The following is a 25,183-nucleotide window of genomic DNA, read 5'->3' as shown; positions in this document are numbered from 1 at the left end:
ATGGATAAGACACTACTAAACTCGCTTGAAGTACTAATACGATTTTGGGAGCACAGTTCTGAACCTTGGGTAGTAAGAGATAATCAATCAAGATTCGTCTATTCAAATCCTAGAAATCATAAATTATTAGGTTTGCCGGATAAGTATAGTCTGGAAGGGCGATTAGATGGAGAAATGCCTACACCAATGGCGGAATTTCAGGATGAGTGGCAAGAGCATGACCGAAGGGTGGAATCATTACAAGACCGCATAACAACAGTTGAAGTACATGTATGGGATGGGCGTTCTCACCTTCAGCCTTATTTATGTGATAAATATCCATTAATAGATGAAAATGGTGTGTCTCAAGGTGTTATTTGTCATGTTCGACCAGTGCAAGACATCATTTTAACTCGTTTAAATAAGATAAAAGTTCCTACATCACTTATCTTTACACCTCCATCTGAATTATTCACCAAAATAGAATGGGAGGTATTGTTTTATATCTTACATGATTTCTCAAGTAAAGAAATTGCTAAAAAGATCCATTTATCAACCCGGTCAGTGTGCAATATAACCCAAAATATCTATCGGAAAACCGGTGTAGCCAGTAAACGGCAGGTTATAGAGTATTGTTATGAAAATAAGATTAATAATTATGTGCCGCAGAGTTTCTTTGAATATTCGGGTTCTTTTCCACTCGCAGGGTAAGGACAAACTAAATATAATAGGGAGGTTGAGATGGAAGAAAATATGAAGAAATCACTTGAGGTATTAATACGGTTTTGGGAGCATAGTTCAGAACCTTGGGCGGTAAAAGATGATCAATCAAGATTTATTTATGCAAATAGGAGAGTTTATAAATTATTTAATTTACCTGAAAAATACAGCCTTGAAGGTCGGTTAGATGGTGAGATTCCTACACCATCAGCAGATTTTCAGGTTGAATTTCAACAGCAGGATCGTCAGGTGGAATTATCACAGGACCGTGTAGCATCAGTCGATATTCAGCTATATGATGGGTGCTCATATTTCACACCTTATTTTAGTGACAAATATCCATTAATAGATGAAAACGGTGTATCCAGGGGGGTTATTTGTCATGCCAGACCAGTACAAGACATCATTTTAACTCGTTTAAATAAGATAAAAGTTCCTACATCACTTATCTTTACACCTCCATCTGCATTATTCACCAAAAGAGAATGGGAGGTATTGTTTTATATTTTACATGCTTTCTCAAGTAAAGAGATTGCTAAAAAAATCCATTTATCAACCCGGTCAGTGTGCAATATAACCCAAAATATCTATCGGAAAACCGGTGTAGCCAGTAAACGGCAGGTTATAGAGTATTGTTATGAGCAGAAGATAAATAATTATGTCCCGCAGAGTTTCTTTGAATACTCGGGTTCTTTTCCACTCGCAGGGTAAGGACAAACTAAATATAATAGGGAGGTTGAGATGGAAGAAAATCTGAAGAAATCACTAGAGGTATTAATACGGTTTTGGGAGCACAGTTCAGAACCTTGGGGGATTAAAGATAATCAATCAAGATTTGTTTATGCAAATAATAGATTCAATAAATTATTAGCTTTACCTGATAAATACTGTGTAGAGGGGAGGTCTGATGGCGAACTTCCCACACCAATATCAGATTTTGAGGCTGAGTTTCAAGAGCATGACCGTAAGGTAGAGCTATTGCAGGATCGTATAACAGCGGTTGAAATACATGAATGGGATGGCCTTTCCTATTTTAAGCCTAATTTCTGTGACAAATATCCGTTAATAGATAAAAGTGGGATATCGCAAGGTGTTATTTTTCATGTTCGACCAGTACAAGACATCATTTTAACTCGTTTAAATAAGATAAAAGTTCCTACATCACTTATCTTTACACCTCCATCTGCATTATTCACCAAAAGAGAATGGGAGGTATTGTTTTATATTTTACATGCTTTCTCAAGTAAAGAGATTGCTAAAAAAATCCATTTATCAACCAGGTCAGTGTGCAATATAATCCAAAGCATCTATAGAAAATCCGGTGTAACCAGTAAACGGCAGGTTATAGAGTATTGTTATGAAAATAAGATTAATAATTATGTGCCGCAGAGTTTCTTTGAATACTCGGGTTCTTTTCCACTTATGTAGAGTGAGAAGGAGTTAAACTTAAGGAGAATATGGTAATGGATAAAAAACTACTAAACTCGCTTGAGGTATTAATACGATTTTGGGAACACAGTTCAGAGCCTTGGGGAGTTAAAGATAATCAATCGAAATTTATTTATGCCAATATGAGATATCATAAATTATTAGCCTTACCTAATAAATATAGTATGGAGGGGCGGCTAGATGGTGAGATTCCTTCGCCAACAGCAGAGTTTCAGGATGATTTTCAGAGGCAAGATCGTAGGGTTGAATTATTGCAAGATCGTGCAACATCGGTTGAAATACATTTGCTTGATGGGCTTTCTTATTTTACACCTTATTTCTTTGATAAATTTCCATTAATAGATGAAGTTGGAGTGTCACGGGGGGTTATCTTACATGCCAGGCCTGTAACTGATATAATGTTAACTCGCCTAAATAAAATAAAAGTCCCCACCTCACTTGTATTCACCCCGCCATCAGATCTTTTTACTAAAAGAGAATGGGAGGTATTGTTTTATATTTTACATGCTTTCTCAAGTAAAGAGATTGCTAAAAAAATACATTTATCAACCCGGTCAGTGTGCAATATAATCCAAAGCATCTATAGAAAAGTCGGTGTAACCAGTAAACGGCAAGTTATAGAATATTGTTATGAAAATAAGATTAATAATTATGTGCCGCAGAGTTTCTTTGAATACTCGGGTTCGTTCCCTCTTATGTAGGACAAATTTCTGTGCCGATTACATGAAAAATATCATGTAATCGGCGTTGTCGCCCAGCAGCAATCTGGTAGGGCAGTGTAAAACGCCCTTATTGCCCCGCTACGCTATGCACTTCACCATGCTGCATAGTTTGATTGACTTGTTGCCCATTGCTGTCAGTAGCTTGTAGAGAGCCGCTAACAGTAGGTTTCAATGGTGTATCGGCAGCCAGACTTCCTTTTATCTGTAATTTTAGGTTGCCCAGGCCTTGTAACGGTAATGCTGGCCAGCCCCAGTTTTGTAAGATATCCAGATTGACAGAACGGCCGGTCAGCGCCAGTGATAAGGCACGGGCAGGCGTTTGGTCAATACTGGCGGTGGACTCCAGTAAGCCCTCTTTGGTGAATGCGCTTAACTCACTAAATGTAATCTGTTGTTCATTGGCATTAAGGGCCAGTGACGGACGGCGAATATCATTTTTATTAAACGTCGCATTACCTGCATTCAACATTAATGAGCCAGACCATACACCCCACTGATGGTTTTTTGCCAACAGTAAGTTAGTGCCTGCGGCGTCCAGCGATGTAATCTGGAAGGGGAAGTCAGGGCTGATATCAATCAACAAGTTACGATTAGCACTAAGCTTGCCGACGTACACCTCGGATAGCCAGCTTGGCAATGTTTGTTGCCATTGTTGCTTCCAATCGGCAGGCAGAGTGTAAACCAGCGCGACCAGTGTCAGTTCATCCAATTGCAGGCGATGAGTATCGCGCGCCCAATTCCCCTGAGTTCTTAATAGACCATCCTGCCAGCGGGTTGAGAACTGATTAATTGCGACGCCAGCCGGAGATAAAGCAAATGTTGCTATTGGGTCAATCAGATGAATATTACCCTTGATAATATCACCGGCATTGAAGGACAGTTCGCCATCCTCAGTTTGCCAATCACCTTGTTTAAACGTGATATTTTTTAGCGTCAAATCCAGGTCATTAAATGCCCAGCTTTTCCCTTCTACTCGCGCATCAATTAAATCAAAGCGTTTTAGCGTAATCGGCGGGAGTTGTAAGAATGTATTCCAAACATCATCTATCGATGCTGGTGTTTGCAGGCGGATATTGCTGAGCCGCAGGCGATCGACCAGCCAACTGCCATCAGCCGCTTGGCTGGCGTTACCTGTCAATTCACCCTGCGCGATATCTGCGCCGAAATTGGTTAGGGTCAGGGCATTTTTCTGTATCGAGCCTTGCAGATAAAGTTGTTGCGCGGTAATACCGTTAATAGTTAAAGAACCGGCACTAAACTGAAATTGAGCATTTTCGCCAAGGCTATTACCCGGTTGTGGCTGCCAAGGCACCAAACCGCCAGTCACTTGTTGACCCGCAATCTTCCACTGAGCAGCTGAGTTTTTCGCCTCAAGAGTGGTATCGAGGGCCATATTAGTCAACTGCAAGGTATCAGCCTGTAATGGCAGCGGTGATGGGCTGTTACTGAGGATTAAACGACCATTTTGCAGATTGAGACTGAGAAGGTGTCGAGGCTCGGTCAGTTGCCGCCAACTCAGGCCAAACAGCGCTTGTTGGGCAACAAGAAACGGAGGCTGATTGGCCCGGCCCAGAGTGATATCACTGAAACTGATTTGTCCCGGTTGGGACCATGAGTGGTCTATTTTACCCAGAGAGAGGCGATATTCACTATTATCACTAACCCAACGGCTCAGCCAACCGGCAGCCCAACTGGTTTGGAGCAATACGTAACACAGCACTACGGACAGCACCAGTAGTAGTAATAACGTTAGCAGCACTTTCCCGAGAAATTTCATCCGGTCTTTCCACGCCTGTCGGTGATACGGAACCCTGTTTATGCCGTAATTTGTCCATGAGCTCAATAGACAATCAGTTATCCGGCGATAAAAAAATGGCCGGGATCGTTTACGACCGGCCATTTCATTGACGTGTTGATGTAAAGATTATTTTTCTTGTGGGAAGAGTAAGTTAAGCACAATGGCAGTAATACCACCGGCAGCAATCCCGGAAGAAAGCAGTGTTTTTACCCAATCTGGCGCGAATTGTAGAATCAATGGCTGTTGTGCCACACCCATACCAACTGCCAATGACAGAGCCATAATCATAATAGCGCGGCGATTGAGTGTTTCACGAGAGACAATACGCACGCCGGAAGCGGCAATGGTACCGAACATCACCAGTGTGGCGCCCCCCAGCACGGGTTCAGGAATATGTTGCACGAAACCTGCAACCGCCGGGAACAAGCCCAGTACAATCAGCATCAGTGCGACAACGAAACCGACATAACGACTGGCGACACCGGTCAACTGGATCACGCCATTGTTCTGGCCGAAGCAGGAGTTAGGGAAGGTGTTGAACACCGCCGACAGCATGGAGTTCAAACCATTCGCCAGCACACCACCTTTCAGGCGTTTCATATACAACGGGCCATGAACCGGTTGCTCAGAGACATCCGAGGTCGCGGTGATATCACCAATGGTCTCCAGTGAGGTCACCATGAAGATTAACATCAGTGGTACCAGCAGATTCCAATCAAAGGAGAGGCCATAATAGAGTGGTGTTGGGATAGTGATCAGCGCGGTATCTACCACTGGGCGGCTCTCTGGCAACATACCCAACGACCAGGCCAGCAAGTAACCCACGGCCATCGCAATGACTAAAGAGGCCACACGCAAATACGGGTTGCGCTGGCGGTTCAGTAGAATAATCACCACTAATACGGCACCCGCTAATAGCAGGTTTTTCGGTGCGCCAAAGGTATGGTCACTCATTGCACCATAACCGCCGCCAATTGATGTCAGCCCAACCTGAATCAATGACAAACCGATGATCATCACCACGATACCAGATACCAGTGGGGTGATAATGCGGCGCGCCAGATGCAGGAAGCGGGAAAGTATAATTTCGGTGCAGGACGCCACCATTAGCGTACCAAACAGTGCCGCCATCATGGTTGGGATATCTGCGCCGCCGTTTTTTAGCGCCAGGCCACCCATAATCAATGGCGAAACAAAGTTAAAACTGGTGCCCTGAATCGATAATAGGCCAGAGCCAACTGGCCCCCAGGTTTTAATTTGCAGTAACGATGCCAAGCCGGAGGCAAACAGCGACATGCTAATAATGCGTTGGGTATCTTCCGCTGGTAGTCCCAGCGCCTGACAAATCAATAAGCCAGGGGTTATCACTGCGACAAACATCGCCAATAAATGCTGGCAAGCAGCGAACAATGTTTGGGCGAGTGGGGGGCGGTCTTCTAAACGGTAAATCAATTCGCTGGGGCGAGTGGCTGCTTGCTGTGGTGTATCAAGCTCGGCGGATTGCGTAGACATGGAGTGGCATTCCCGGATCGGCAAAGAGGGCATTTTAATGATCCGGCTCACAAAAGCAATCGGTTGCGCTGCGTTTTTAAAAATAATTCTATTCGGTGCTCACCTGCATTTTTCTATTACTAAACTTGTAATGGGCGGCGTTTTTTCTTCTAATCCCTTCCTTAACTGTTTTGGCGTTTTTAAGGAACTGTCTAACGTCATATTTTTAATCGATATTTTAATCGCATGGAGTACCAAGATGTTTCATCTCGATACCTATGGCACGCTAGTCGCGGCCTGCTTGGTTTTATTATTAGGCCGAAAACTCGTACAAACTGTCCCATTCCTGAAAAAATACACTATTCCTGAACCGGTAGCCGGCGGTTTGTTGGTTGCCTTCTTGATGTTGCTGATGCAAAAGACTCTTGGCTGGGAAATCAGTTTTGATATGTCGCTCAAAGATCCCTTGATGCTGGCATTTTTTGCAACTATTGGTTTGAATGCCAATCTGGCTAGCTTACGTGCTGGTGGCAAAGCCTTGAGCGTATTTGTGTTTGTGGTCATTGGTTTGTTGCTCATGCAGAACGCAATTGGTATTGCGCTTGCTAAATTGATGGGGCTAGACCCGCTGATGGGGTTACTCGCTGGCTCAATTACCTTATCAGGTGGGCACGGTACTGGTGCTGCGTGGAGTAAACTCTTTTCTGAACGCTATGGCTTTGAAAATGCAACAGAAGTTGCTATGGCTTGTGCAACATTTGGTTTGGTGCTGGGGGGATTGATTGGTGGCCCGGTAGCCCGCTACCTGGTGAAGCGATCTTCCACACCCGATGGTACGCCGGAGGACAGCGAAGTCCCTTCCGCATTTGAAAAGCCTTCGGCCGGGCGCATGATCACCTCGTTGGTGTTAGTTGAAACCATCGCCATGATAGCTATCTGCCTGATGGCAGGCAATGTGATTGCGGGTTGGTTGCAGGGCACGATGTTTGAACTGCCAATCTTTGTTTGTGTGCTGTTTGTCGGGGTTATCCTCAGTAACACGTTGTCGGCAATCGGCTTCTATAAAGTCTTTGATCGTGCGGTATCAGTGCTGGGCAATGTCAGTCTGTCACTGTTTTTGGCAATGGCACTGATGAGTTTGAAGCTCTGGGAGCTGGCTTCACTGGCATTACCGATGCTGGTAATTTTGTCAGTTCAGGCACTGGCGATGGCGTTGTACGCTATCTTTGTCACTTATCGCATCATGGGAAAAAACTATGATGCAGCGGTACTGGCGGCGGGGCACTGTGGTTTTGGTCTGGGTGCAACACCGACTGCAATCGCCAATATGCAAGCGATTACTGACCGTTTTGGCCCATCTCATCTGGCGTTCTTAGTGGTGCCAATGGTAGGTGCATTCTTTATTGATATCGCTAATGCGATCGTGATTAAGCTTTATCTTTTACTGCCAATATTCCCGGCGGTGGTAGGGTAGCTGTACTCTGGGGCGAGTTTACTTGCCCCTTATTCATTAAGCGTTAGTGTAACGCGCTCGCTCTGGTAGCCAGCGCTCAATCAATGCGCGTGCATGTTCAGGATATTGCTGGTGCAGATGGCGAGCTACCCGTTGGACTTCGGGAATCATCGCCTGATCGCGCAGTAAATCAGCCACTTTGAACTCCGCGCTTCCAGTTTGCCGTGTCCCCAACAATTCGCCCGGTCCACGGATTTCTAAATCCCGCTGGGCAATGACAAAGCCATCATTACTATCACGCAACACTTGTAAACGCATTTGGGCGGTTTTACTCAACGGCGTTTTATAGAGTAATACACAATGAGAGGCGACAGCACCACGGCCGACACGGCCTCGTAACTGATGTAATTGCGCTAACCCCAAGCGTTCCGGGTTATCGATTATCATCAGGCTGGCGTTAGGCACATCGACCCCTACCTCGATCACTGTGGTTGCCACCAATAGCTGCAACTCACCCTGTTTAAATGCCTGCATAACTGCCTGTTTTTCTGGTCCTTTCATGCGCCCATGAACTAAACCGACTTTAATTTCCGGCAAAGCAATTTTCAGTTCTTCACAAGTTACTTCGGCGGCCTGCGCTTCCAGGACTTCAGATTCCTCAATCAGTGTGCAGACCCAATAAGCTTGCCGACCCTCTTCCAGACAGGCATTTTTAACTCGCTGGATAACATCACTGCGGCGGGTATCAGGGATTGCCACTGTAGTCACCGGTGTTCTACCTGGGGGAAGCTCATCAATCACTGAGGTATCAAGATCTGCATAGGCAGTCATGGCCAGCGTTCTTGGAATTGGGGTCGCGGTCATAATAAGTTGATGTGGATGGAAACCTTGCTCCTCACCCTTTTCCCATAAAGCGAGCCGTTGATGAACACCAAAACGATGTTGTTCATCAATAATAACCAGCGCCAGTCCAGAGAACTGCACCTGTTCTTGAAACATCGCATGGGTGCCAACAACCATTGCAACCTGACCGCTGGCGACCGCTTCTTGCTGCGCTATACGGGCTTTACCTTTTTGCTTGCCAGCCAACCAGCCCACTTGCAGTCCCAACGGTTCTAGCCATTGGCGGAAAGTGGAGGCATGTTGTTCTGCCAGTAATTCGGTGGGTGCCATCAAAGCAACCTGCTTGCCGTGAGCAATTGCCCGTAGCGCGGCCAGGGCTGCAACCAATGTTTTTCCTGAGCCAACGTCCCCTTGAATCAATCGCATCATCGGGAAGTTATGGGTCATATCCTGCTCAATCTCCGCCACTACTCGTTGCTGGGCATGCGTGGGGGTGAAAGGTAGCGCGGCCAGAAAACGTTGTTTGAGTTGTTGCTCTGCCAATAGCGGTAATGCCCGATAGCTTTGCGCGCCGGCCCGGACAGCCAACATACTGAGGTTATGAGCGACTAGCTCTTCCATGATCAGCCGCTGCTGTGCAGGATGCTTGCCTTGATCTAAATCAGCCAACTGAATATTTGCTGGTGGGCGATGCAGGGTATGAATAGCTTCTGGCAAGCTAATGAGTGAGCGGCTTAACTCAATCGGCAATAATTCGGCAATAACACAAGTATCCAGCATCGCCAGCGCTTGATCGATAAGTTTGCGCAAGGTCGCCTGACGAATCCCTTCGGTGGTGGGATAAACGGGTGTCAGGGACTCTTGTAATTCAACGCCAATGTTCTCGCCATGCACCCGATATTCAGGGTGAATGATTTCCGCCCCGGTATTGCCCCGTTTGACTTCGCCGTAGGCGATAACATGCTTGCCCGGAGACAAACTGTTTTTCATCGCAGCGTTGAAGTTAAAGAAACGCAGAGTGAGAACACCACTACCGTCGCTGATTTGGCAGGTCATCATGCGGCGGCGGCCAAAGGTGATATCAGAACGTAGAACCTCGCCCTCAACATTAACCGAGAGGCCAGGCATTAAATCGCCAATACGATACAGGCGAGTACGATCTTCATAACGCAGTGGGAGATGAAGCAGTAGGTCTTGGATGGTTTCCAACCCCATTTTAGCCAGTTTCCCAGCCTGACTTGCACCAACACCGGAAAGTGTACTGAGGGGTACTGCATCCAGCAGGCGGCCTTTCATTTAAGACTCCGTGGCTTGCATGGCAGACCACCATTGTGCATCGGCAATAACCTGACCCTGCTCATCAATATGCGGTTGAGGTAGCCCTTTCCGTTTGGCGACTTGTGCCAATACCGGATAGCCCCCCTCAAACAGTAACCGTTGCTGCTCATCTTCGGGCAAGACACTTTTTGCTCGCTGATACATACCTGCATTTTGCCGCTGCCGTTGGGCTTCATATAAAATCAACGCAGACGCGACAGAAACATTGAGTGATTGCACCATGCCGATCATCGGAATAATGATGTCTTGGTCCGCGAGTGCTAACGCTTCCTCAGATATACCGGTCTTCTCCTGTCCCATCAAAATACAGGTTGGGCGGGTATAGTCTATTTCACGAAAATCGACAGCATTATCAGACAGATGCGTTGCCAGAACTTGCATGTTCTGTGATTTCAGATGAGCAATGGCATCGCTAATATGGGTGTGTGTTTTGACTTGTACCCAACTGTTGCTGCCGGCCGCGGAAGAGAGTCGTGTATACATCTGAGTCGTTGGCCAAATTGCATGTACTTGATGGATACCGACAGCATCAGCTGTACGAATGATAGCGGATACATTATGAGGTTTATGTACTTGCTCCAGGCAAACCGTTAGGTCCGGCTGCCTGGTAGCCAGCATTTCACAAATCCGCGCATAGCGTTGAGGATTCATAGGCGTTAGTTACGATTACGGCTGACTTTAACCACATCTGGCATGATACGAATCTTACGCATTATGTTAGCCAGATGGACCCTGTCACGGGTAGTCAGGCGAATAAAGGCACTGTATACCCGGCCATCTTTCTCTTCAGTATTCAGGCTCTGAATATTAGATTCGGCTGCATTGATTGCCGCAGTCAGATTTGCCAAAGCACCTTGCTGATTGAACATATCGACTTTAATTTCAGCAATGAACTCTTGTTCAGTCTCTTGATCCCACTCAACCGCCATAAATTTCTCAGGCTCTTTCTGGTAGCCACGGATATTACGGCAAGACTCATGATGGATAACCAAACCTTTGCCTGGGCTGATATGAGCAATAATCGGGTCACCGGGGATAGGACGGCAGCACTTGGCAAAGGTAATTAGGACGCCATCGGCACCCTTGATTGCCAGATTACGGGTGCCAGAGGTCGCCAGCGTTGATAGGTCACCCAACAGGTTTTTGGCCACTACCACACTCATCGCATTACCCAAGCCAATTTCTGCTAGCAAATCATCTAGCGTCGCCAGTTTCATACGGTCCAGTTCATGCTTGATATTATCTTCAGAAATATCAGACAGTTTTCGACCATTTCCTAACGCATGATTCAGTAACCGGCGGCCAAGGCTCACCGATTCATCACGTTTCAGGTTTTTCAGCAACTGGCGAATTTTGGCTCGCGCTTTCGAGCTGACAACAAAGTTCAGCCAGGCCGCATTTGGCCGAGCACCCGGAGCGGTAATAATCTCAACGGTCTGGCCACTGTTCAGTGACTGAGAAAGCGGGTAGGGCTGACGGTCAACACGCGCACCTACACAGGCATGGCCAATATCGGTATGCACAGCATAGGCAAAGTCGACAGGTGTCGCACCGGCAGGTAATTCAACTATGCGCCCTTCTGGGGTGAAAACGTAAATCTCATCAGGGAATAAATCAGATTTTACGCTTTCAATAAATTCAAATGAGCTGCCTGCACTTTGCTGTAACTCCAGCAAGCTTTGCATCCAGCGCTGAGCGCGAATTTGTGCGGTGGTGCCAGACTCACCCTGCTCTTTATAAGCCCAGTGTGCAGCAACCCCCATTTCGGCCATCTGATCCATATCTTCAGTACGAATCTGTACCTCGACCGGAACCCCATGAGGGCCGATTAATGAGGTATGTAACGATTGATAGCCGTTAGCCTTAGGGATGGCAATATAGTCTTTCACTCTACCGGGGCGTGGCTTATACAGGCTGTGAGCCTGACCCAACACGCGGTAGCAAGTATCGACTTCTTTGACGATAACCCGAAAAGCATAGATATCCATGATGGAGTGAAAGCGCTGCTCTTTCAGGTTCATTTTGCAATAAATGGAATAGAGATGCTTTTCACGACCACTGACTCGGCAAGGAATACCGGCCTCAGTCAGACGCCCTTCAATCTCCGCCAAGATTTTCTGAATCATCTCTTTGCGGTTACCACGTGCGGCTTTCACCACTTCTTTAATTACGCGATAGCGATTGGGGTAGAGCGCTTCAAAACCCAGCTCTTCCAACTCGGTTTTTAAATGATGGATACCCAGCCGATGGGCCAGTGGGCTATATATTTCAAGGGTTTCACGTGCAATGCGGCGACGTTTATCTGGGCGTAAGGAACCCAGCGTTCGCATGTTATGTGTGCGGTCAGCCAGTTTGATCAAAATAACGCGGATATCTTGCACCATCGCCATGATCATTTTGCGGAAGTTTTCCGCCTGAGCTTCTTTCTTGTCACGAAAATTCAGTTTATCGAGTTTAGAAACACCCTCGACCAGCTCGGCTACGCTTTTCCCAAACAACTGCTCCATATCTTGATATGTAGCAGGAGTATCTTCAATGACGTCATGTAATAACGCCGCCATTAAGGTTTCGTAATCGAGCCGCATCTCCGCGAGAATACAGGCCACAGCAACAGGATGAGTGATATAAGGCTCACCACTGGAGCGTGTCTGACCCTCGTGAGCATCACGTGCAACAAGATATGCCTGTTTGAGGCGCTTAATCTGCTCCTCTGGCAGGTAACGTTGAATCAGCAGATTCAGGCTTTCAAACAGGTACAAGGCAGACTCGCTGTCTAATTAACGACGACCTTCAGCAATCGCGGTTACCGCTTGGATCTCTGCGGCTTCCTGCTCTTGCTGTTCTTGGCGTTCACGAACATCGAGAATCTGATTAGTAATCAGGCCTTCTTCAATCTCGCGTAGCGCAATCACAGTAACTTTATCGTTTTCTTCTGGAACCAGTGCGTCTTTACCGCCGGACTGGATTTGACGTGCCCGACGAGCAGCGACCAACACCAGGTCAAAACGGTTACCAATTTTCTCTACAGCGTCTTGAACAGTTACGCGTGCCATAATTCTGCTACTCCACAGGTGACGAAATGACGGGGCATGATACTGAAACTCGGTTCAGTCTGCCAATAATTTGGTGATTAAAGCGTCATGCCGCTGTTTCTGGCGGCCTAAACGCAGTCGTTCTGCGCGAATAATGGTTTTCAGATCAGATAAAGCCAGATTGAAATCATCATTTACGATTAAATAATCATATTCAGCGTAATGGGTCATCTCGGCGACAGCTTGCGCCATTCGCTTAGCGATAACCTCTTCGCTATCTTGCCCACGGCCTCGCAAGCGGCGATCCAATTCTTCCTTGGAAGGCGGCAAAATAAAAATACTGCGTGCAGTGGGCATTTTTGCACGAATTTGCTGCGCACCTTGCCAGTCGATATCTAAAAATACATCGACACCGGTTGCAAGAACCTGCTCAATCGCCAAACGTGAGGTGCCATAGTAATTTTCAAATACTTTGGCATGCTCAAGGAAAGCATCGTCATCAATCATCTGGCAAAACTCTTCTTTAGAAATGAAGAAGTAATGTTCACCGTGATTCTCACCCGGACGTATTGCACGCGTGGTATGGGAAATAGAAACCTGCGTGTCGTACAGCGGTTGTGTTTTTAACAAAGCCTGAATCAGGCTTGATTTCCCTGCCCCACTGGGCGCGGAAACGATGTATAGCGTGCCTTGGACCATGATGACGTTTCAGTTGATTAGGTTGATATACCCTTCTTACTTGACGTTGCAACGGCGCTAGCAGCCCTCTATCCAAAATCACTGACTTTAGTCAGCACATCAGGATTTGCTCGCTTGCTACCTATCCGCAACACCAATTACTTTGGGTGTATATAGAAAGCAGAAGTGTGAATCTCCGCACAGTATACACGGCTGCTACGCGTCATGCAGCGTTACAACACATTTCACCTGAATGTTTCGTCTGTAAACAGCTCGATTTTCTGATTTTGCGGCGAAGATTGCGTAATTTTCATTTGTAGCTGTAAGCAGAAAACTATTTTTCGGTAGCGCCCGCATTTAATTTTTTTGGTCTTCGACGGATAAGACATTTCAGGTTTTACTTCCGGTCACCAAGGAAAGGGACTGATGAGCATGCTGAATTTAAAAATATTTGTTCTGTTGATAGTCAGTTTTATACATTGGTCTTCCAGAGCGGAAGCTATCTGCCCTGAATGGCCGCCAGAAAGAATGTCGGTTGAAATTAACTCACTCAAGAAACAACTGGATAAGTGGAATGTGGCTTACCATCAGCAAGGTATTAGCGTGCTTGCCGATGATGTTTACGATCAATTGCAGGAAAAATTACAGTTATGGCAGTCATGCCATTTATTGCCGGACAAACAGGAAAACCGACTTACTCCTGGTAATGGGAAGTTTCTTCATCCGGTTGCGCATACCGGACTAAAAAAACTTAAAAATGAAGCTGCACTGGCTGATTGGATGGTGGGGCGGAAAAATCTCTGGGTGCAGCCCAAAATAGATGGTGTTGCAGTAACACTGGTGTATCAGGATGGAAAACTGATGCAACTTCTCAGTCGAGGAAATGGTTTGAAAGGCCAGAACTGGACTGACAAAGCACCATTTATTACTGCTATTCCTCAATATATTGCTACCGCGCCTCCCTGGTTAACGCTGCAAGGGGAGCTATTCCTACAAATGGACGACCATCAACAAGCATCGTCTGGTGGTGTCAATGCCAGGGCGACAGTTGCTGGTGCACTTATGCGTAAGTCTCCAGCGGCATTACTACCCCAATTGGGCATTTTTATATGGGCATGGCCTGATGGACCAAGCAGCATGGTGGAGAAAGGGACACTATTGCAAGCGATGGGCTTCCCCTTGACCGCTAAATACAGCAAACCAATAGTATCAAGTCGCGATGTTGCACACTTTCGCAAACACTGGTTGCAAACACCGCTGCCTTTTGTAACTGATGGCGTTGTTATCCGACAGGAACAGGAGCCAGCCGGACGCTACTGGCAGGCCGTTCCGGGGCACTGGGTTGTGGCGTGGAAATACCCACCACAACAGCAAGTTGCTGAAATTAAAGATATACATTTCACGATAGGCCGCACTGGTAGAGTGACAGTCGTTTTACAGGTTTCACCGGTAAAAATTGATGACAAATGGATTAGGCGAGTGAATGTTGGCTCGGTCGCGCGTTGGCGGCAGTGGGATATTACATCTGGCGATCAAATCGTTATTGCACTGGCCGGGCATGGTATTCCACGGTTGGATAGTGTTGTTTGGCGGGTAAGCCAACGGCAGACGTTCACTCCTCCAGCAGAGGATCAATTTCATCAATTGAGCTGTTTTCGCCTTATCCCTCCTGAATGTGAGCCGCAACTTCTCTCTCGTTTGACATGGCTTAGTGGCCCAAAAGGACTAGATATACAAAGTGTTAGTAGTGGATATTGGCGAGAGCTGATCCATCATGGGCTGATCAATGATTTGGTGGGGTGGCTATCCCTCACTAAAGCCCAAATAGCGGGTGTTCCTGGTATAGGGATAGCCCGTGCTGAAAATATTTATCAGCAATTTCAAAGCACAAGGGAAAAACCCTTTTCCCAATGGCTACTGGCATTGGGTTTTGCGGGGGGTACACTTGTCAATTCTCAATGGCGGTCACTACAACAACGCAGTATCGCCGAGTGGAGTTTAATACCGGGTATTGGGCCGATTCGAGCAAAACAGATTACTCATTTCTTACACCACCCAGAGGTGCAAGCTATGGCTGACTTTTTATCGCAACAGAACATTAGCGGGTTCCAACTTGAGGAGTAAACCTTCACGTACCTGACTTAATGCTCTGAATGCTCATATTTGAAGATTGGCAGGCCCAGCCGGAATCGTAATGCTAACAGTCGTGCACTTAGCCCGGTGACGAGTGTAATGATAACAACCCAATTATGTGACAGTTGTGTGTATTGCAGAGCAATGTAGATCCAGGCGGCAGCGAATGAGATACCAGCATAGATTTCTTTCTGGAATACCAAGGGGATACTGTTACAGAACATATCGCGCAGGACGCCGCCAAAAACGCCGGTAATGACGGCCGCAATGGCGGCAATTATCGTACTGTGGCCCATATCAAGAGCGATTTGTGCCCCAATAATAGAGAAAACGATCAGCCCAATTGCATCAAGCACCAAAAACAAATGGCGTAAATGCTTCATTAGTGGCGCCATCCAAGTTGTGACGATTGCAGCAACGGCGACAATAACAATGTATTCCGGGTGTTTAACCCAACCCAGCGGATAATGGCCCAGCAGCATATCTCGGACTGAACCACCACCAATTGCCGTTGCAGATGCAATAATAATGACACCAAACATATCCATTTGACGGCGGCCTGCAGCCAGTGCCCCGGTCATGGCTTCAGCTGTAATACCAATAATATAAAGAATACTGAGTAGCATAATGAATCAAATTTCTTAAGGGCAGTAAAGGCCGCAGAGTAGTGACTAAGGCTGGTTGTCGCGACTGAGATTTTCTAAGTCATATATTTAAGATTACTTTAACTAATCAATTTATTAATTATATATCTAATAAATATAGATAAAAAAAGAATTTGTTAATAATTAAGCATGAATAATTGTAGGGTAAAAATGGCAGGTTAAAACTCTGAGAGAGTACATCAGTACGCTTGTATGATCCTCTTGCGTGATTGCAGAGTCATTCAGGGGATGGTAGTTTTTATCTTTTATTTCAGTGAGATTTGTTCATGGACAATCGTGTTAATCCGTTGCGTTATCGTGGGGCATTGTTTGCCGGTATGGTTGCTATCGGGGTATTACTGAGCGGTTGTGTTGATAGCGCTGGTCATGCAAACACAGTAGCGGTGAAAGTTGTACCTCCGGCCTGTATTAAAGGTGAGTCAATGACACAAACCACACTCTACTTCGGTTTGAATCGGCCTCATGGCCCCGCTATTTCTATCACTGAATGGCAGTCTTTTGTCGATAATGATGTGACTAGCCGCTTCAATGAAGGCTTGACCGTAATCGATGCCAAGGGGCAATGGTTAGGAAATAATGGGAAAGTTGCCAAAGAAAGCAGTAAGGCATTAGTCCTTATTCATAAAGATGGCAAAGAAGACGCCATTGAAGCTCTGCGCTCCCGCTATAAACAGCAGTTTTCACAAGAATCTGTCATGCGAGTTGATACTACTGTGTGCGTAGATTTCTAACATTCATTTCAAGCCTTTTATCTCCAATTTACGAGAGATAAAAGGCTGATAGTCCTATTTTTGGCTTAGAATGAAAGCTTACCTTATTACAAAATAAGTCCTGCAACGGCGGCAGAAAGTAAACTGACCAAGGTTGAACCATAGACTAATTTTAATCCGAATCGTGAAACGATATTCCCTTGTTGCTCATTCAGCCCTTTGATGGCACCAGCAACAATACCAATTGAGGCAAAGTTAGCAAAAGATACTAAAAAGACAGAAAGAATGCCTAAGCCACGTGGAGACATTTCGGCTGCTACTTTCTTTAATTCAATCATGGCAACGAACTCATTTGCCACCAGTTTGGTAGCCATAATACTCCCCGCCTGTAACGCATCCTGAGTAGGAATGCCAATCAGCAGAGCAAGTGGATAAAATAGATATCCCAGCACTTCCTGGAAACTGATGTTGAATAAGCTACTAAATAAAGCATTAATAGCAGAAATTATGGCAATAAACCCAATTAACATCGCGGCTATAATCATAGCGATTTTAAAACCAGCCAGAATATATTCCCCCAACATCTCAAAAAAACTTTGGTCTTCATGAAGTTTGTTTAGCTTTAATTCGGGTTCTTCAGTAACAGGGTAAGGATTAATAATAGAAAGAACAATAAAAGTACTAAACATATTCAATATTAATGCAGTTACTACAAATTTTGGCTCAAGCATGGTCATATAAGCGCTTACAATCGACATGGACACTGTTGACATCGCCGTTGCTGCCATGGTGTACATTCTACGTGGTGATATATCAGCAATAATCCCTTTGTAAGCAATAAAATTCTCTGATTGTCCCAAAATCAATGTACTTACGGCATTGAAAGACTCCAGTTTCCCCATGCCATTTACTTTGGATAACAACGTGCCCACCACCCGTATGATGAGTGGCAATATGCGAAAGTGCTGTAAAATCCCAATCAGTGCAGAAACGAAAATGATCGGGCAAAGAACGTTCATGAATATAAATGCTAAGCCTTGTTCGTTCATTCCGCCAAAAACAAAACTAGTACCGACTGAGGCAAATTTCATCAGTGTTTCGAATAATCCAGCAAAATACTTTATCGCACCCAGGCCATTTTCTGAGTGTAAAAAGAAATAAGCCAGTGCAATTTCTAAAACCAATAACTGAAAAATATAGCGCAGTCTAATATTTTTTCGGTCACGACTGGCTAACAACGCCAGTATTGCAATAGTCATCAATGCTAAAAGAAAGTGCAGAATTTGCAGCATAAAAAATCCGTCAGGGATAAAGTTCAGCCAGTATTTTATCCATAACGGCAGGCTTTTTTCATCTGAAATTCTATCGCCTTGGCAATATATATTCTATTTAGCGCCTTAACACAGCTCTAAACATGCGTATTGTTAAAATTTTTACTGCTTTTCTCATCATTTATCCATTGGGTGACTCACTATTTATCTGCCAGCTTAAGTTGCCATCACTCCGGCAAGTTTAGCGCTTCCTCAAGGAGGATCCGGCAGAAATAGCACTATTTGTGTTTAACTAACTCATTGGATGGAATATGAATATGATTAATCTTCCTAGCTGCCGCCCTTTTACTGAGGCTGGCCACTTATCTCAAATATCGGCCTATTACGAAGAAGAGCGTAATACCATGTGGATGTTGTTGCGCGCTCATCCGCGCCCTTGTTTTAATCTGGAATTAATTGAAAATATTATGACACTCGCGCAAGCCGCTAAAGAATCAAAGTTACCTTTTGATTTTTGGGTGACGGGTTCGGTGGTGCCCAATATGTTTAATGTAGGGGGGGACTTAAACTTTTTCGCGCATATGATCAAAAACCGCAAACGAGAAGCGTTAATGGCATATGCGCGTGCATGCGTAGATTGTGTTCATGCGGCTTCCCGTGGCTTTGATACTGGTGCTATCTCTATTGCGATGATTGAGGGCAGCGCGTTAGGTGGCGGCTTTGAGGCAGCATTAGCCCATCATTTTGTTCTGGCACAAACTACAGCCAGAATGGGATTCCCAGAAATTGCATTTAATCTATTTCCTGGCATGGGGGGGTATTCGCTTGTTGCCAGAAAAGCAGGAATGAGGGTAGCCGAACAATTGATTTGGACGGGTGAGTCTCATGCAGCGGAATGGTATGAGAGTCGTGGCTTAGTTGATAAGTTATTTCAGCCGGGAGATGCTTATCTTGCTACTCGCACCTTTATAGATACGATCAGGCCGAAGTTAAATGGTATGAGAGCGATGATTAGGGTCCGGCAACGTGTTTTACAATTAACGCGTTCAGAACTGATGGATATCACTGAGGATTGGGTTGATTCTGCATTTTCTATTGAGCCGAAAGATATTGCCTATATCGAACGGTTGGTTACGTTACAAGACCGGCATACTTCGGCAATGCCAAAAGCAATATAACGTTATGCACCTAATCCAATGAAAGGTGAGGGTGTTGTGTTACCAGCCAATGCTCCAGTTCATCTGCGGGCATTGGTTTGGCGTAAAGAAATCCCTGCTTTTCATCAATGCCAATAGAATCCAGGAATTCTTCTTCCCCTTTAGTTTCCACACCTTCGGCAATCACCCGCATTTTAAGTGCCTCAGCGACAACGATAATGGCTTTAACCAGAGATTGTGAAATAGGATTATTATCAATATCACGAACAAAACTTTGATCCAATTTAATGGCATCAATAGGGATACGGGCCAATTGAGAAAGTGAAGAATAGCCAGTGCCGAAGTCATCCAAATGAACCTGAGCACCCAAGTGACGTAGTTGTTTCATGATATTGATGGCTGCATCTTCATCATCAATTAAGCAACTTTCGGTTAATTCAACATCAACCAAACTTGATTCTAATTCGCTGGATTCAAGGGACTCAATAAAACTGGTTACGATAGCTTCATCAATTAATTGCCTGGCGGACACATTGACCGCCACCCGCAAGTTAATTCCACGTTTTTTCCAATCTACCGCTTGTTGCATTGAGGTTTGCAGTACCCATTTTCCCAATGGTCCGATCAACCCGGATTCTTCGGCATAGGAGATAAATTCAAGTGGGGCGATTAAACCACGCTCAGGTGATAACCATCGGACTAATGCTTCGACACTATGAACTTTACCCGTTTTGGCAGATATCTTGGGTTGGTAAAAAACTTGTAATTGATGTTGTTCTAAACCCTTACGTAAATTGGTATCTAGCCAGACGTATTCAGATACTTTCTTATTCATCTCTTGTGAAAAAATCGAATAGGTCTGTTTTCCATGTTCTTTTGCGGTGTACATGGCAGTATCTGCGCTACGGATAATATTCTCTAGTGTATCGCCATGTTCAGGGCACAGTGCTATCCCGATAGAGCACCCGGTATATACTTCAATCAATCCTACCCGGAAGGGCAATTTCATGCGGTTGAGAATACGCTGTGTAGTTGCCTCCAGTAAGCTCATCGAGGCATTCTCGACCAGAACAATAAACTCATCACCGCCTAACCGGGCAAGCATTTCACTTTCACCCAAACAACTTAAAATGGCGAGTGAGACATCTTTCAGTAAGCGATCACCAAACATATGACCGTAATGGTCGTTCACTTTTTTAAAATTATCGAGATCGAGGTAAATAATCCCCACCGAAGAATCACCACGAGTTAGGATCGCGCTATTAATGCGTTCATGAATAGCGTGGCGATTAGGCAGGCCAGTAATCATGTCGGTATTAGCCAAAATCCGCAAACGCTCTTGAGCACGCCTTTCTTTAGTAATATCGGTACCAGAACAGATAAGGTAACGCTCGTTTTTGCCACTGCCACTGTGAACAAACTTATTGCGGAATAAAAAGAGACGTTTTCCTTTTACGGTATTAACCCAACGCTCAACTTCGTAAGATGCACCGCGCTGGAAGAAGCCCTCAATATTTTTACGTGATGAGGCTCCCTCTTTGGCTGTCATAAACAAGTCGTAAACATTTTTACCAATGACATCTTGTTCTTTTTTACCAGTATATTCTTCGCTAAGGTGATTGAAACGCTGTACATAACCATCTTTATCGAGAATCACAATGACTGAGTTAGCTTCAGAAACCACTTGTTCTGCAAAGGAAAGCCCCATTACTAAATCGCGCGCTACTGATTCAGTATCCGCGTACGCAGAAGCAGTTCCGCCCCATTCTTTGTCATTAACTTTACGGCCCACCAGATGTAAATGAAGTGGGTTACCATAAATCTCGATTTCAATATCTAAACTGGCAGTAATGCCGGTTAAGCCCCGAATTTTCATTGTTTGAACTGAATTAAGGGGAATAGCAATATTTGTAGTCCCTTTAATCGCTGACAACTCTAAAGCTTGACTATCAAAAGCCAGTCGCCAAAAAGGGCTATGGGTACCAAAATAGGTATCAAGGATCGATGTGTTTTGGTCTTCGAACATACGCGATCCCCTAAAAGTGTATATGTGTCTTTTACTTACCTAAGCCAGAAAATTTAAGCAACGCTATTTCTGGCTTACCCTGTGATGGTGGTAATTCTGGCCCTTATAAAACGACCCTGTCTAGACCGACCAACCAATAAAGTATATGTGTAATTTCTTCATACCTGATATTAGATAGTAGTCATAAACATATTAAATGCCCTTTCTGCTCTCAAATTGTGGCATAAGAAGAAAGGTAAGCATGGAAAAAATAAAAAAACATCATATTTTTTATATTGTTACATTGATTTATACAAAAGATTTTAATTGATAAAATAATGAAGAAGAGCCGCTTGTTCGAGAGAGAGAAGTGTGACTTTGGGCGGGTTAACATCACTACAACAGCAAAATGGTGAGCAATTAGGGTATTCCATTTCAAATGAAGTAAGAATACCCAAATCCTAATTATGGTTTTTCTGCGATTTTTTTCAGATATTCATTGTTTTTGAATGCGATCATGATCATTTCAAAACAGATTCGAGAAGTAAGGCCACCAGCAAGGATGCTAAAAAAGCCGCCGATGACGCTGGTATTTATCATTACAAATACGCCGGAAATAATGATGAGCACCAGTAAAAGCCAATATAAACCAGTAAGAATTTTTGGTGTTAGCAAAGCATCGAAAAAAAGTACATTCTTAAGCATTACGAAATCCTTCTTATTTGAGCGTTAAAATTCCAGCAGGGATTATGCATTAGCTTTAAACCTCTTGCCATACACAAACACTTACAAATATTATGGAATTATAATAATCAGATGATTCTCGTTATTACTGCTCAAATTGGGCACTTTAATTACTAAAAGTTCAGTATCATGCCAACGCCGACCTCTTCAATATTAACTGCATTAGCTAGGGCTATTTTGGCTTTAAGATCAGTACAGTGGCAGGGATAAACTGCTTTAGCATTGAGTTGTTTAAAATAGTCAGATGTTCTGGATAGAGTATCACTACTGGCATTTAATAAATGAAAACCGCCAATAACTGCACGCACACGTTTATCGCTGGTAACTTTAATAGCATAATCGATAATATTGCAGATGCCAGAGTGAGAGCAGCCCGTGATTATTACGATACCTTCAGGGCTGGTATAAACCATTGCACTATCATCGGTAACAAAATCTTCAACTTTATGGCCGCAGCAATCGACAGTTTCGCCAATGCCAATACCATGGTTTTTTCTTCTGGTGATAATGCCATAAACGCTAACATCATGTCTGCTAATACATCGTCGGCGGTATAGAAGTACGCTAGCGGTATTTGCAACACATCTGCGAGTTGTTGGGCTACCTCCATGCTGGCTTCATGTACACCTTTCTCGTAACGATTTATACGTGTACTTGCTACAAATTCATGGTCTCCAGCAGACAAAAATAAAAGCTACGTTATCCGTAGTATCGAACTCAAAATAAATTCACGAGTATATCTGCTCCTTTTACGACCAAGAGTTAGGTGGATACATGAGAAAAGACTGGCATCATGCGGATATTATTGCCGCTTTACATAAGTAGAATACTTCATTGGCTAAACTTTCACGCGTTGCGGGGTTAGCTTCATCGACATTAGCAAATGCGCTGATCCGCCCTTGGCCGAAAGGTGAGTGGTTGATTGCGAAAGCATTGAATATTCATCCGGCTGAGATCTGGCCGAGACGCTATTATGATGGAAATGGTGACTTAATTGACCGTAAAGCCAGAATCCGGGAAAAACAAGCTAAGCAATACCCAGCCCTTTCTGGGACAACCCTCGAAGTATACGGGCATCCTTAAGACGTTGGCTGAAAATATCACGTTGTTGTCGAGGAGAGTTCATCGCTACGATAGTCGTAGGTATGAATCACCTTAGATACTACGAATAACGTAATTATAGAAATGGCAGCAGATTAAATAGAAAATAGCCCGTGAGATCTCACGGGCTTTAAAGACATTTTTTGTGATGTATTAAAACTTACTCGATATTCTGGATCTGCTCGCGCATTTGCTCGATAAGCACTTTCAGTTCGATAGCGGAGTTGGTCACGTCGGCATTGATAGACTTTGATGCCAGCGTATTCGACTCGCGGTTAAATTCTTGCATCATAAAATCAAGGCGACGGCCTACCGCTTCTTTCTTCTTCAGAATATTGTGCGTTTCTTTAACGTGCGCTTCCAGGCGATCTAGCTCTTCGGCAACATCGACACGTTGCGCCATCAGCACCAATTCCTGCTCCAGACGGGTATTTTCCAGTTGGACTTGCGCTTCTTCCAGCTTATTGAGCAAGCGTTCACGTTGCCACTGCAAGATATTTGGCATATGCGCACGGACTTTAATCACTTCCGCACTAACACCATCAAGGCGCTGTTCGATAAGGGTTTTCAGTGCCGCACCTTCTGTTTCGCGGGAAACGATGAAGTCATCCAGCACGATATCCAATGCTTGCATTAGCTCGGTACTGATTGCGTCCAGATCCTGCTCTTCAGCGGCCATGACACCCGGCCAGCGCAGAATATCCACCGGATTTATCTCGCCTTCATCACTTTGCATTTTGACCCAGTTACCGGCCTCAACTAACTGCTTTGCCAGTTTTTCGTTAAGGATCAGAGAGCTTTGTGCGTTGGCATCCAGTTCAAAACGCAGGTTGCACTCGATTTTGCCGCGCGTTAAGCGGCCACGGATGCGTTCGCGGATAACTGGTTCCAGACTGCGAAATTGTTCAGGTAAGCGAATATAGGTTTCTAAATAGCGTTGGTTAACGGAACGCAGCTCCCAGGCTGCGCTACCCCATTCACCCTTAATGTCACGCCGAGCGTAAGCGGTCATGCTGCGGATCATTGTTGCGTACCCGTTTTAAAGAAAAGATGCAGCGATTATAGCCTCCGAGGCGCAGGCAGGATAGGCATTACATCACTAAGGCCGTATAATGCGCGACCAATATCGATTTAAAGCCGGAGAAAGCCCATGCGTCCAGCAGACCGAGCAGCACAACAAGTCCGCCCACTCACCCTGACCCGTAATTACACGAAACACGCTGAAGGTTCAGTATTGGTTGAGTTTGGCGATACCAAAGTATTGTGTACCGCCACGGTCGAAGAGGGTGTTCCGCGCTTTCTCAAAGGCCAAGGGCAGGGCTGGATAACTGCTGAATATGGCATGTTGCCGCGTGCTACTCATAGCCGTAATGCCCGTGAAGCCGCGAAAGGTAAACAAGGTGGCCGTACTTTAGAGATTCAGCGCCTGATTGCCCGTTCTTTACGTGCTGCGGTTGATTTGAAGAAATTAGGTGAGTTCACTATCACCTTAGACTGCGATGTGTTGCAGGCTGATGGTGGTACCCGTACTGCTTCAATCAGTGGTGCTTGTGTGGCTCTGGCCGATGCACTGAATAAACTGGTCGCGGCGGGTAAATTGAAAGCGAACCCGATGAAAGGTCTGGTTGCTGCGGTTTCTGTCGGTATCGTTAAAGGCGAGGCCCTTTGCGATCTGGAATATGTAGAAGATTCTGCCGCAGAAACGGATATGAATGTGGTGATGATGGAAGATGGCCGGATGATTGAGGTGCAGGGCACCGCAGAAGGCGAACCATTCAGTCACGAAGAACTCTTGTCGTTGCTGGCTCTGGCCCGTGGGGGAATAGAGACTATTTTCCAGGCACAGAAAGCAGTGTTAGCACAATAATTGATTAAGGCGACTTGCTAGTCGCCT

Annotated in this window: 23 protein-coding genes and 1 pseudogene; 10 read left to right on the top strand and 14 right to left on the bottom strand. The window is 45.1% G+C overall.

Translation table 11 applies throughout. The features are described 5' to 3' along the window. Genes V1956_RS01855 through V1956_RS01840 form a run of 4 tightly spaced genes read left to right on the top strand, consistent with a single transcriptional unit; the run spans position 1 to position 2,849 of the window. Positions 1-690: a helix-turn-helix transcriptional regulator gene (locus V1956_RS01855; RefSeq protein ID WP_442825773.1), complete on the top strand. Its 690-nt coding sequence runs from the start codon at positions 1-3 to the stop codon at positions 688-690. Between the two features lie 30 nt (positions 691-720). Continuing rightward, positions 721-1,410 (top strand): helix-turn-helix transcriptional regulator, encoded by a 690-nt coding sequence (locus V1956_RS01850; protein WP_442824757.1) that lies wholly within the window; start codon positions 721-723, stop codon positions 1,408-1,410. 30 nt (positions 1,411-1,440) lie between these two features. After that, positions 1,441-2,127: a helix-turn-helix transcriptional regulator gene (locus V1956_RS01845; RefSeq protein ID WP_442824756.1), complete on the top strand. Its 687-nt coding sequence runs from the start codon at positions 1,441-1,443 to the stop codon at positions 2,125-2,127. Positions 2,128-2,162: 35 nt separating this feature from the next. Then, positions 2,163-2,849: a helix-turn-helix transcriptional regulator gene (locus tag V1956_RS01840; protein ID WP_442824755.1), complete on the top strand. Its 687-nt coding sequence runs from the start codon at positions 2,163-2,165 to the stop codon at positions 2,847-2,849. A gap of 88 nt (positions 2,850-2,937) precedes the next feature. Here the strand turns inward: V1956_RS01840 and V1956_RS01835 are convergent, their stop codons facing one another. Then, complete coding sequence (locus V1956_RS01835) at positions 2,938-4,647, bottom strand: AsmA family protein (RefSeq protein ID WP_420071927.1); 1,710 nt, start codon at positions 4,645-4,647, stop codon at positions 2,938-2,940. Positions 4,648-4,794: 147 nt separating this feature from the next. Further along, entirely contained in the window at positions 4,795-6,180 is a 1,386-nt protein-coding gene (locus V1956_RS01830; RefSeq protein WP_083161655.1) for a uracil-xanthine permease family protein, read from the bottom strand. A 238-nt stretch (positions 6,181-6,418) separates the two neighbouring features. Here V1956_RS01830 and gltS point away from each other — a divergent pair, with 238 nt between their 5' ends. After that, positions 6,419-7,633: a sodium/glutamate symporter gene (gltS, locus tag V1956_RS01825; protein ID WP_083163981.1), complete on the top strand. Its 1,215-nt coding sequence runs from the start codon at positions 6,419-6,421 to the stop codon at positions 7,631-7,633. Between the two features lie 36 nt (positions 7,634-7,669). Here the strand turns inward: gltS and recG are convergent, their stop codons facing one another. The 5 genes from recG to gmk are packed head-to-tail and all read right to left on the bottom strand — an operon-like array spanning position 7,670 to position 13,524. After that, positions 7,670-9,751, bottom strand: coding sequence for an ATP-dependent DNA helicase RecG (gene recG, locus V1956_RS01820; protein ID WP_372560152.1), 2,082 nt, complete (start codon positions 9,749-9,751; stop codon positions 7,670-7,672). Then, a complete protein-coding gene (gene trmH / locus V1956_RS01815) occupies positions 9,752-10,444 on the bottom strand; it encodes a tRNA (guanosine(18)-2'-O)-methyltransferase TrmH (RefSeq protein ID WP_083161659.1) in 693 nt (230 codons plus the stop codon). A 5-nt stretch (positions 10,445-10,449) separates the two neighbouring features. After that, positions 10,450-12,552, bottom strand: a complete 2,103-nt coding sequence (spoT, locus tag V1956_RS01810) for a bifunctional GTP diphosphokinase/guanosine-3',5'-bis pyrophosphate 3'-pyrophosphohydrolase (protein ID WP_083161661.1) — start codon at positions 12,550-12,552, stop codon at positions 10,450-10,452. An 18-nt stretch (positions 12,553-12,570) separates the two neighbouring features. Continuing rightward, positions 12,571-12,846 carry a DNA-directed RNA polymerase subunit omega gene (rpoZ, locus tag V1956_RS01805; protein ID WP_004392061.1) on the bottom strand — a complete coding sequence of 92 codons (276 nt, stop codon included), beginning with the start codon at positions 12,844-12,846 and terminating at the stop codon, positions 12,571-12,573. Between the two features lie 54 nt (positions 12,847-12,900). Beyond that, entirely contained in the window at positions 12,901-13,524 is a 624-nt protein-coding gene (gene gmk / locus V1956_RS01800; protein WP_005191120.1) for a guanylate kinase, read from the bottom strand. Between the two features lie 405 nt (positions 13,525-13,929). Here gmk and ligB point away from each other — a divergent pair, with 405 nt between their 5' ends. Then, positions 13,930-15,627: an NAD-dependent DNA ligase LigB gene (ligB, locus tag V1956_RS01795; protein WP_442824754.1), complete on the top strand. Its 1,698-nt coding sequence runs from the start codon at positions 13,930-13,932 to the stop codon at positions 15,625-15,627. A 17-nt stretch (positions 15,628-15,644) separates the two neighbouring features. On the opposite strand, the gene V1956_RS01790 is transcribed toward ligB, so the two are convergent. Then, positions 15,645-16,262 carry a trimeric intracellular cation channel family protein gene (locus V1956_RS01790; RefSeq protein ID WP_442824753.1) on the bottom strand — a complete coding sequence of 206 codons (618 nt, stop codon included), beginning with the start codon at positions 16,260-16,262 and terminating at the stop codon, positions 15,645-15,647. A 305-nt stretch (positions 16,263-16,567) separates the two neighbouring features. On the opposite strand from V1956_RS01790, the gene V1956_RS01785 reads away from it, so the two are divergent. Further along, entirely contained in the window at positions 16,568-17,032 is a 465-nt protein-coding gene (locus V1956_RS01785) for a DUF3574 domain-containing protein (protein WP_372560149.1), read from the top strand. A gap of 86 nt (positions 17,033-17,118) precedes the next feature. Here V1956_RS01785 and V1956_RS01780 read toward each other — a convergent pair whose 3' ends face one another. Next, entirely contained in the window at positions 17,119-18,303 is a 1,185-nt protein-coding gene (locus tag V1956_RS01780; protein ID WP_083161668.1) for a NupC/NupG family nucleoside CNT transporter, read from the bottom strand. Positions 18,304-18,593: 290 nt separating this feature from the next. Between V1956_RS01780 and V1956_RS01775 the strand changes: the two genes are divergently transcribed. Then, positions 18,594-19,460, top strand: a complete 867-nt coding sequence (locus V1956_RS01775; RefSeq protein WP_102970503.1) for a crotonase/enoyl-CoA hydratase family protein — start codon at positions 18,594-18,596, stop codon at positions 19,458-19,460. 10 nt (positions 19,461-19,470) lie between these two features. Here V1956_RS01775 and pdeR read toward each other — a convergent pair whose 3' ends face one another. The 4 genes and pseudogenes from pdeR to V1956_RS01755 all read right to left on the bottom strand — a co-directional run. Next, the gene (pdeR, locus tag V1956_RS01770; protein ID WP_372560148.1) at positions 19,471-21,465 is read right to left on the bottom strand and encodes a cyclic di-GMP phosphodiesterase; all 1,995 of its coding nucleotides are present in this window, start codon (positions 21,463-21,465) and stop codon (positions 19,471-19,473) included. Positions 21,466-21,909: 444 nt separating this feature from the next. After that, positions 21,910-22,149 (bottom strand): DUF4282 domain-containing protein, encoded by a 240-nt coding sequence (locus tag V1956_RS01765; RefSeq protein ID WP_442824752.1) that lies wholly within the window; start codon positions 22,147-22,149, stop codon positions 21,910-21,912. A gap of 152 nt (positions 22,150-22,301) precedes the next feature. Beyond that, positions 22,302-22,601 (bottom strand): MBL fold metallo-hydrolase, encoded by a 300-nt coding sequence (locus V1956_RS01760; protein WP_442824751.1) that lies wholly within the window; start codon positions 22,599-22,601, stop codon positions 22,302-22,304. 53 nt (positions 22,602-22,654) lie between these two features. Then, positions 22,655-22,873, bottom strand: a pseudogene (locus tag V1956_RS01755) (helix-turn-helix domain-containing protein); the annotation flags it as partial. A 149-nt stretch (positions 22,874-23,022) separates the two neighbouring features. Here V1956_RS01755 and V1956_RS01750 point away from each other — a divergent pair. After that, a complete protein-coding gene (locus V1956_RS01750; RefSeq protein ID WP_442824750.1) occupies positions 23,023-23,271 on the top strand; it encodes a helix-turn-helix domain-containing protein in 249 nt (82 codons plus the stop codon). Positions 23,272-23,449: 178 nt separating this feature from the next. On the opposite strand, the gene V1956_RS01745 is transcribed toward V1956_RS01750, so the two are convergent. Beyond that, positions 23,450-24,313 (bottom strand): YicC/YloC family endoribonuclease, encoded by an 864-nt coding sequence (locus V1956_RS01745; protein ID WP_005191086.1) that lies wholly within the window; start codon positions 24,311-24,313, stop codon positions 23,450-23,452. Positions 24,314-24,439: 126 nt separating this feature from the next. On the opposite strand from V1956_RS01745, the gene rph reads away from it, so the two are divergent. Further along, entirely contained in the window at positions 24,440-25,156 is a 717-nt protein-coding gene (gene rph, locus V1956_RS01740; RefSeq protein ID WP_083161705.1) for a ribonuclease PH, read from the top strand. Positions 25,157-25,183 lie beyond the last annotated feature (27 nt).

Origin of the sequence: Yersinia sp. 2540 StPb PI, from assembly GCF_052217165.1 — a bacterium.
Classification (GTDB): Bacteria; Pseudomonadota; Gammaproteobacteria; order Enterobacterales; family Enterobacteriaceae; genus Yersinia; species Yersinia enterocolitica_E.
This window is presented reverse-complemented; position numbering and strand designations above follow the sequence as displayed.

Coding starts and splice junctions, on each gene's coding strand:
- V1956_RS01855 (WP_442825773.1), top strand. CDS start 1: ATGGATAAGACACTACTAAACTCGCTTGAAGTACTAATACGATTTTGG.
- V1956_RS01850 (WP_442824757.1), top strand. CDS start 721: ATGGAAGAAAATATGAAGAAATCACTTGAGGTATTAATACGGTTTTGG.
- V1956_RS01845 (WP_442824756.1), top strand. CDS start 1,441: ATGGAAGAAAATCTGAAGAAATCACTAGAGGTATTAATACGGTTTTGG.
- V1956_RS01840 (WP_442824755.1), top strand. CDS start 2,163: ATGGATAAAAAACTACTAAACTCGCTTGAGGTATTAATACGATTTTGG.
- V1956_RS01835 (WP_420071927.1), bottom strand. CDS start 4,647: ATGAAATTTCTCGGGAAAGTGCTGCTAACGTTATTACTACTACTGGTG.
- V1956_RS01830 (WP_083161655.1), bottom strand. CDS start 6,180: ATGTCTACGCAATCCGCCGAGCTTGATACACCACAGCAAGCAGCCACT.
- gltS (WP_083163981.1), top strand. CDS start 6,419: ATGTTTCATCTCGATACCTATGGCACGCTAGTCGCGGCCTGCTTGGTT.
- recG (WP_372560152.1), bottom strand. CDS start 9,751: ATGAAAGGCCGCCTGCTGGATGCAGTACCCCTCAGTACACTTTCCGGT.
- trmH (WP_083161659.1), bottom strand. CDS start 10,444: ATGAATCCTCAACGCTATGCGCGGATTTGTGAAATGCTGGCTACCAGG.
- rpoZ (WP_004392061.1), bottom strand. CDS start 12,846: ATGGCACGCGTAACTGTTCAAGACGCTGTAGAGAAAATTGGTAACCGT.
- gmk (WP_005191120.1), bottom strand. CDS start 13,524: ATGGTCCAAGGCACGCTATACATCGTTTCCGCGCCCAGTGGGGCAGGG.
- ligB (WP_442824754.1), top strand. CDS start 13,930: ATGAGCATGCTGAATTTAAAAATATTTGTTCTGTTGATAGTCAGTTTT.
- V1956_RS01790 (WP_442824753.1), bottom strand. CDS start 16,262: ATGCTACTCAGTATTCTTTATATTATTGGTATTACAGCTGAAGCCATG.
- V1956_RS01785 (WP_372560149.1), top strand. CDS start 16,568: ATGGACAATCGTGTTAATCCGTTGCGTTATCGTGGGGCATTGTTTGCC.
- V1956_RS01780 (WP_083161668.1), bottom strand. CDS start 18,303: ATGCTGCAAATTCTGCACTTTCTTTTAGCATTGATGACTATTGCAATA.
- V1956_RS01775 (WP_102970503.1), top strand. CDS start 18,594: ATGAATATGATTAATCTTCCTAGCTGCCGCCCTTTTACTGAGGCTGGC.
- pdeR (WP_372560148.1), bottom strand. CDS start 21,465: ATGTTCGAAGACCAAAACACATCGATCCTTGATACCTATTTTGGTACC.
- V1956_RS01765 (WP_442824752.1), bottom strand. CDS start 22,149: ATGCTTAAGAATGTACTTTTTTTCGATGCTTTGCTAACACCAAAAATT.
- V1956_RS01760 (WP_442824751.1), bottom strand. CDS start 22,601: ATGGTTTATACCAGCCCTGAAGGTATCGTAATAATCACGGGCTGCTCT.
- V1956_RS01745 (WP_005191086.1), bottom strand. CDS start 24,313: ATGATCCGCAGCATGACCGCTTACGCTCGGCGTGACATTAAGGGTGAA.
- rph (WP_083161705.1), top strand. CDS start 24,440: ATGCGTCCAGCAGACCGAGCAGCACAACAAGTCCGCCCACTCACCCTG.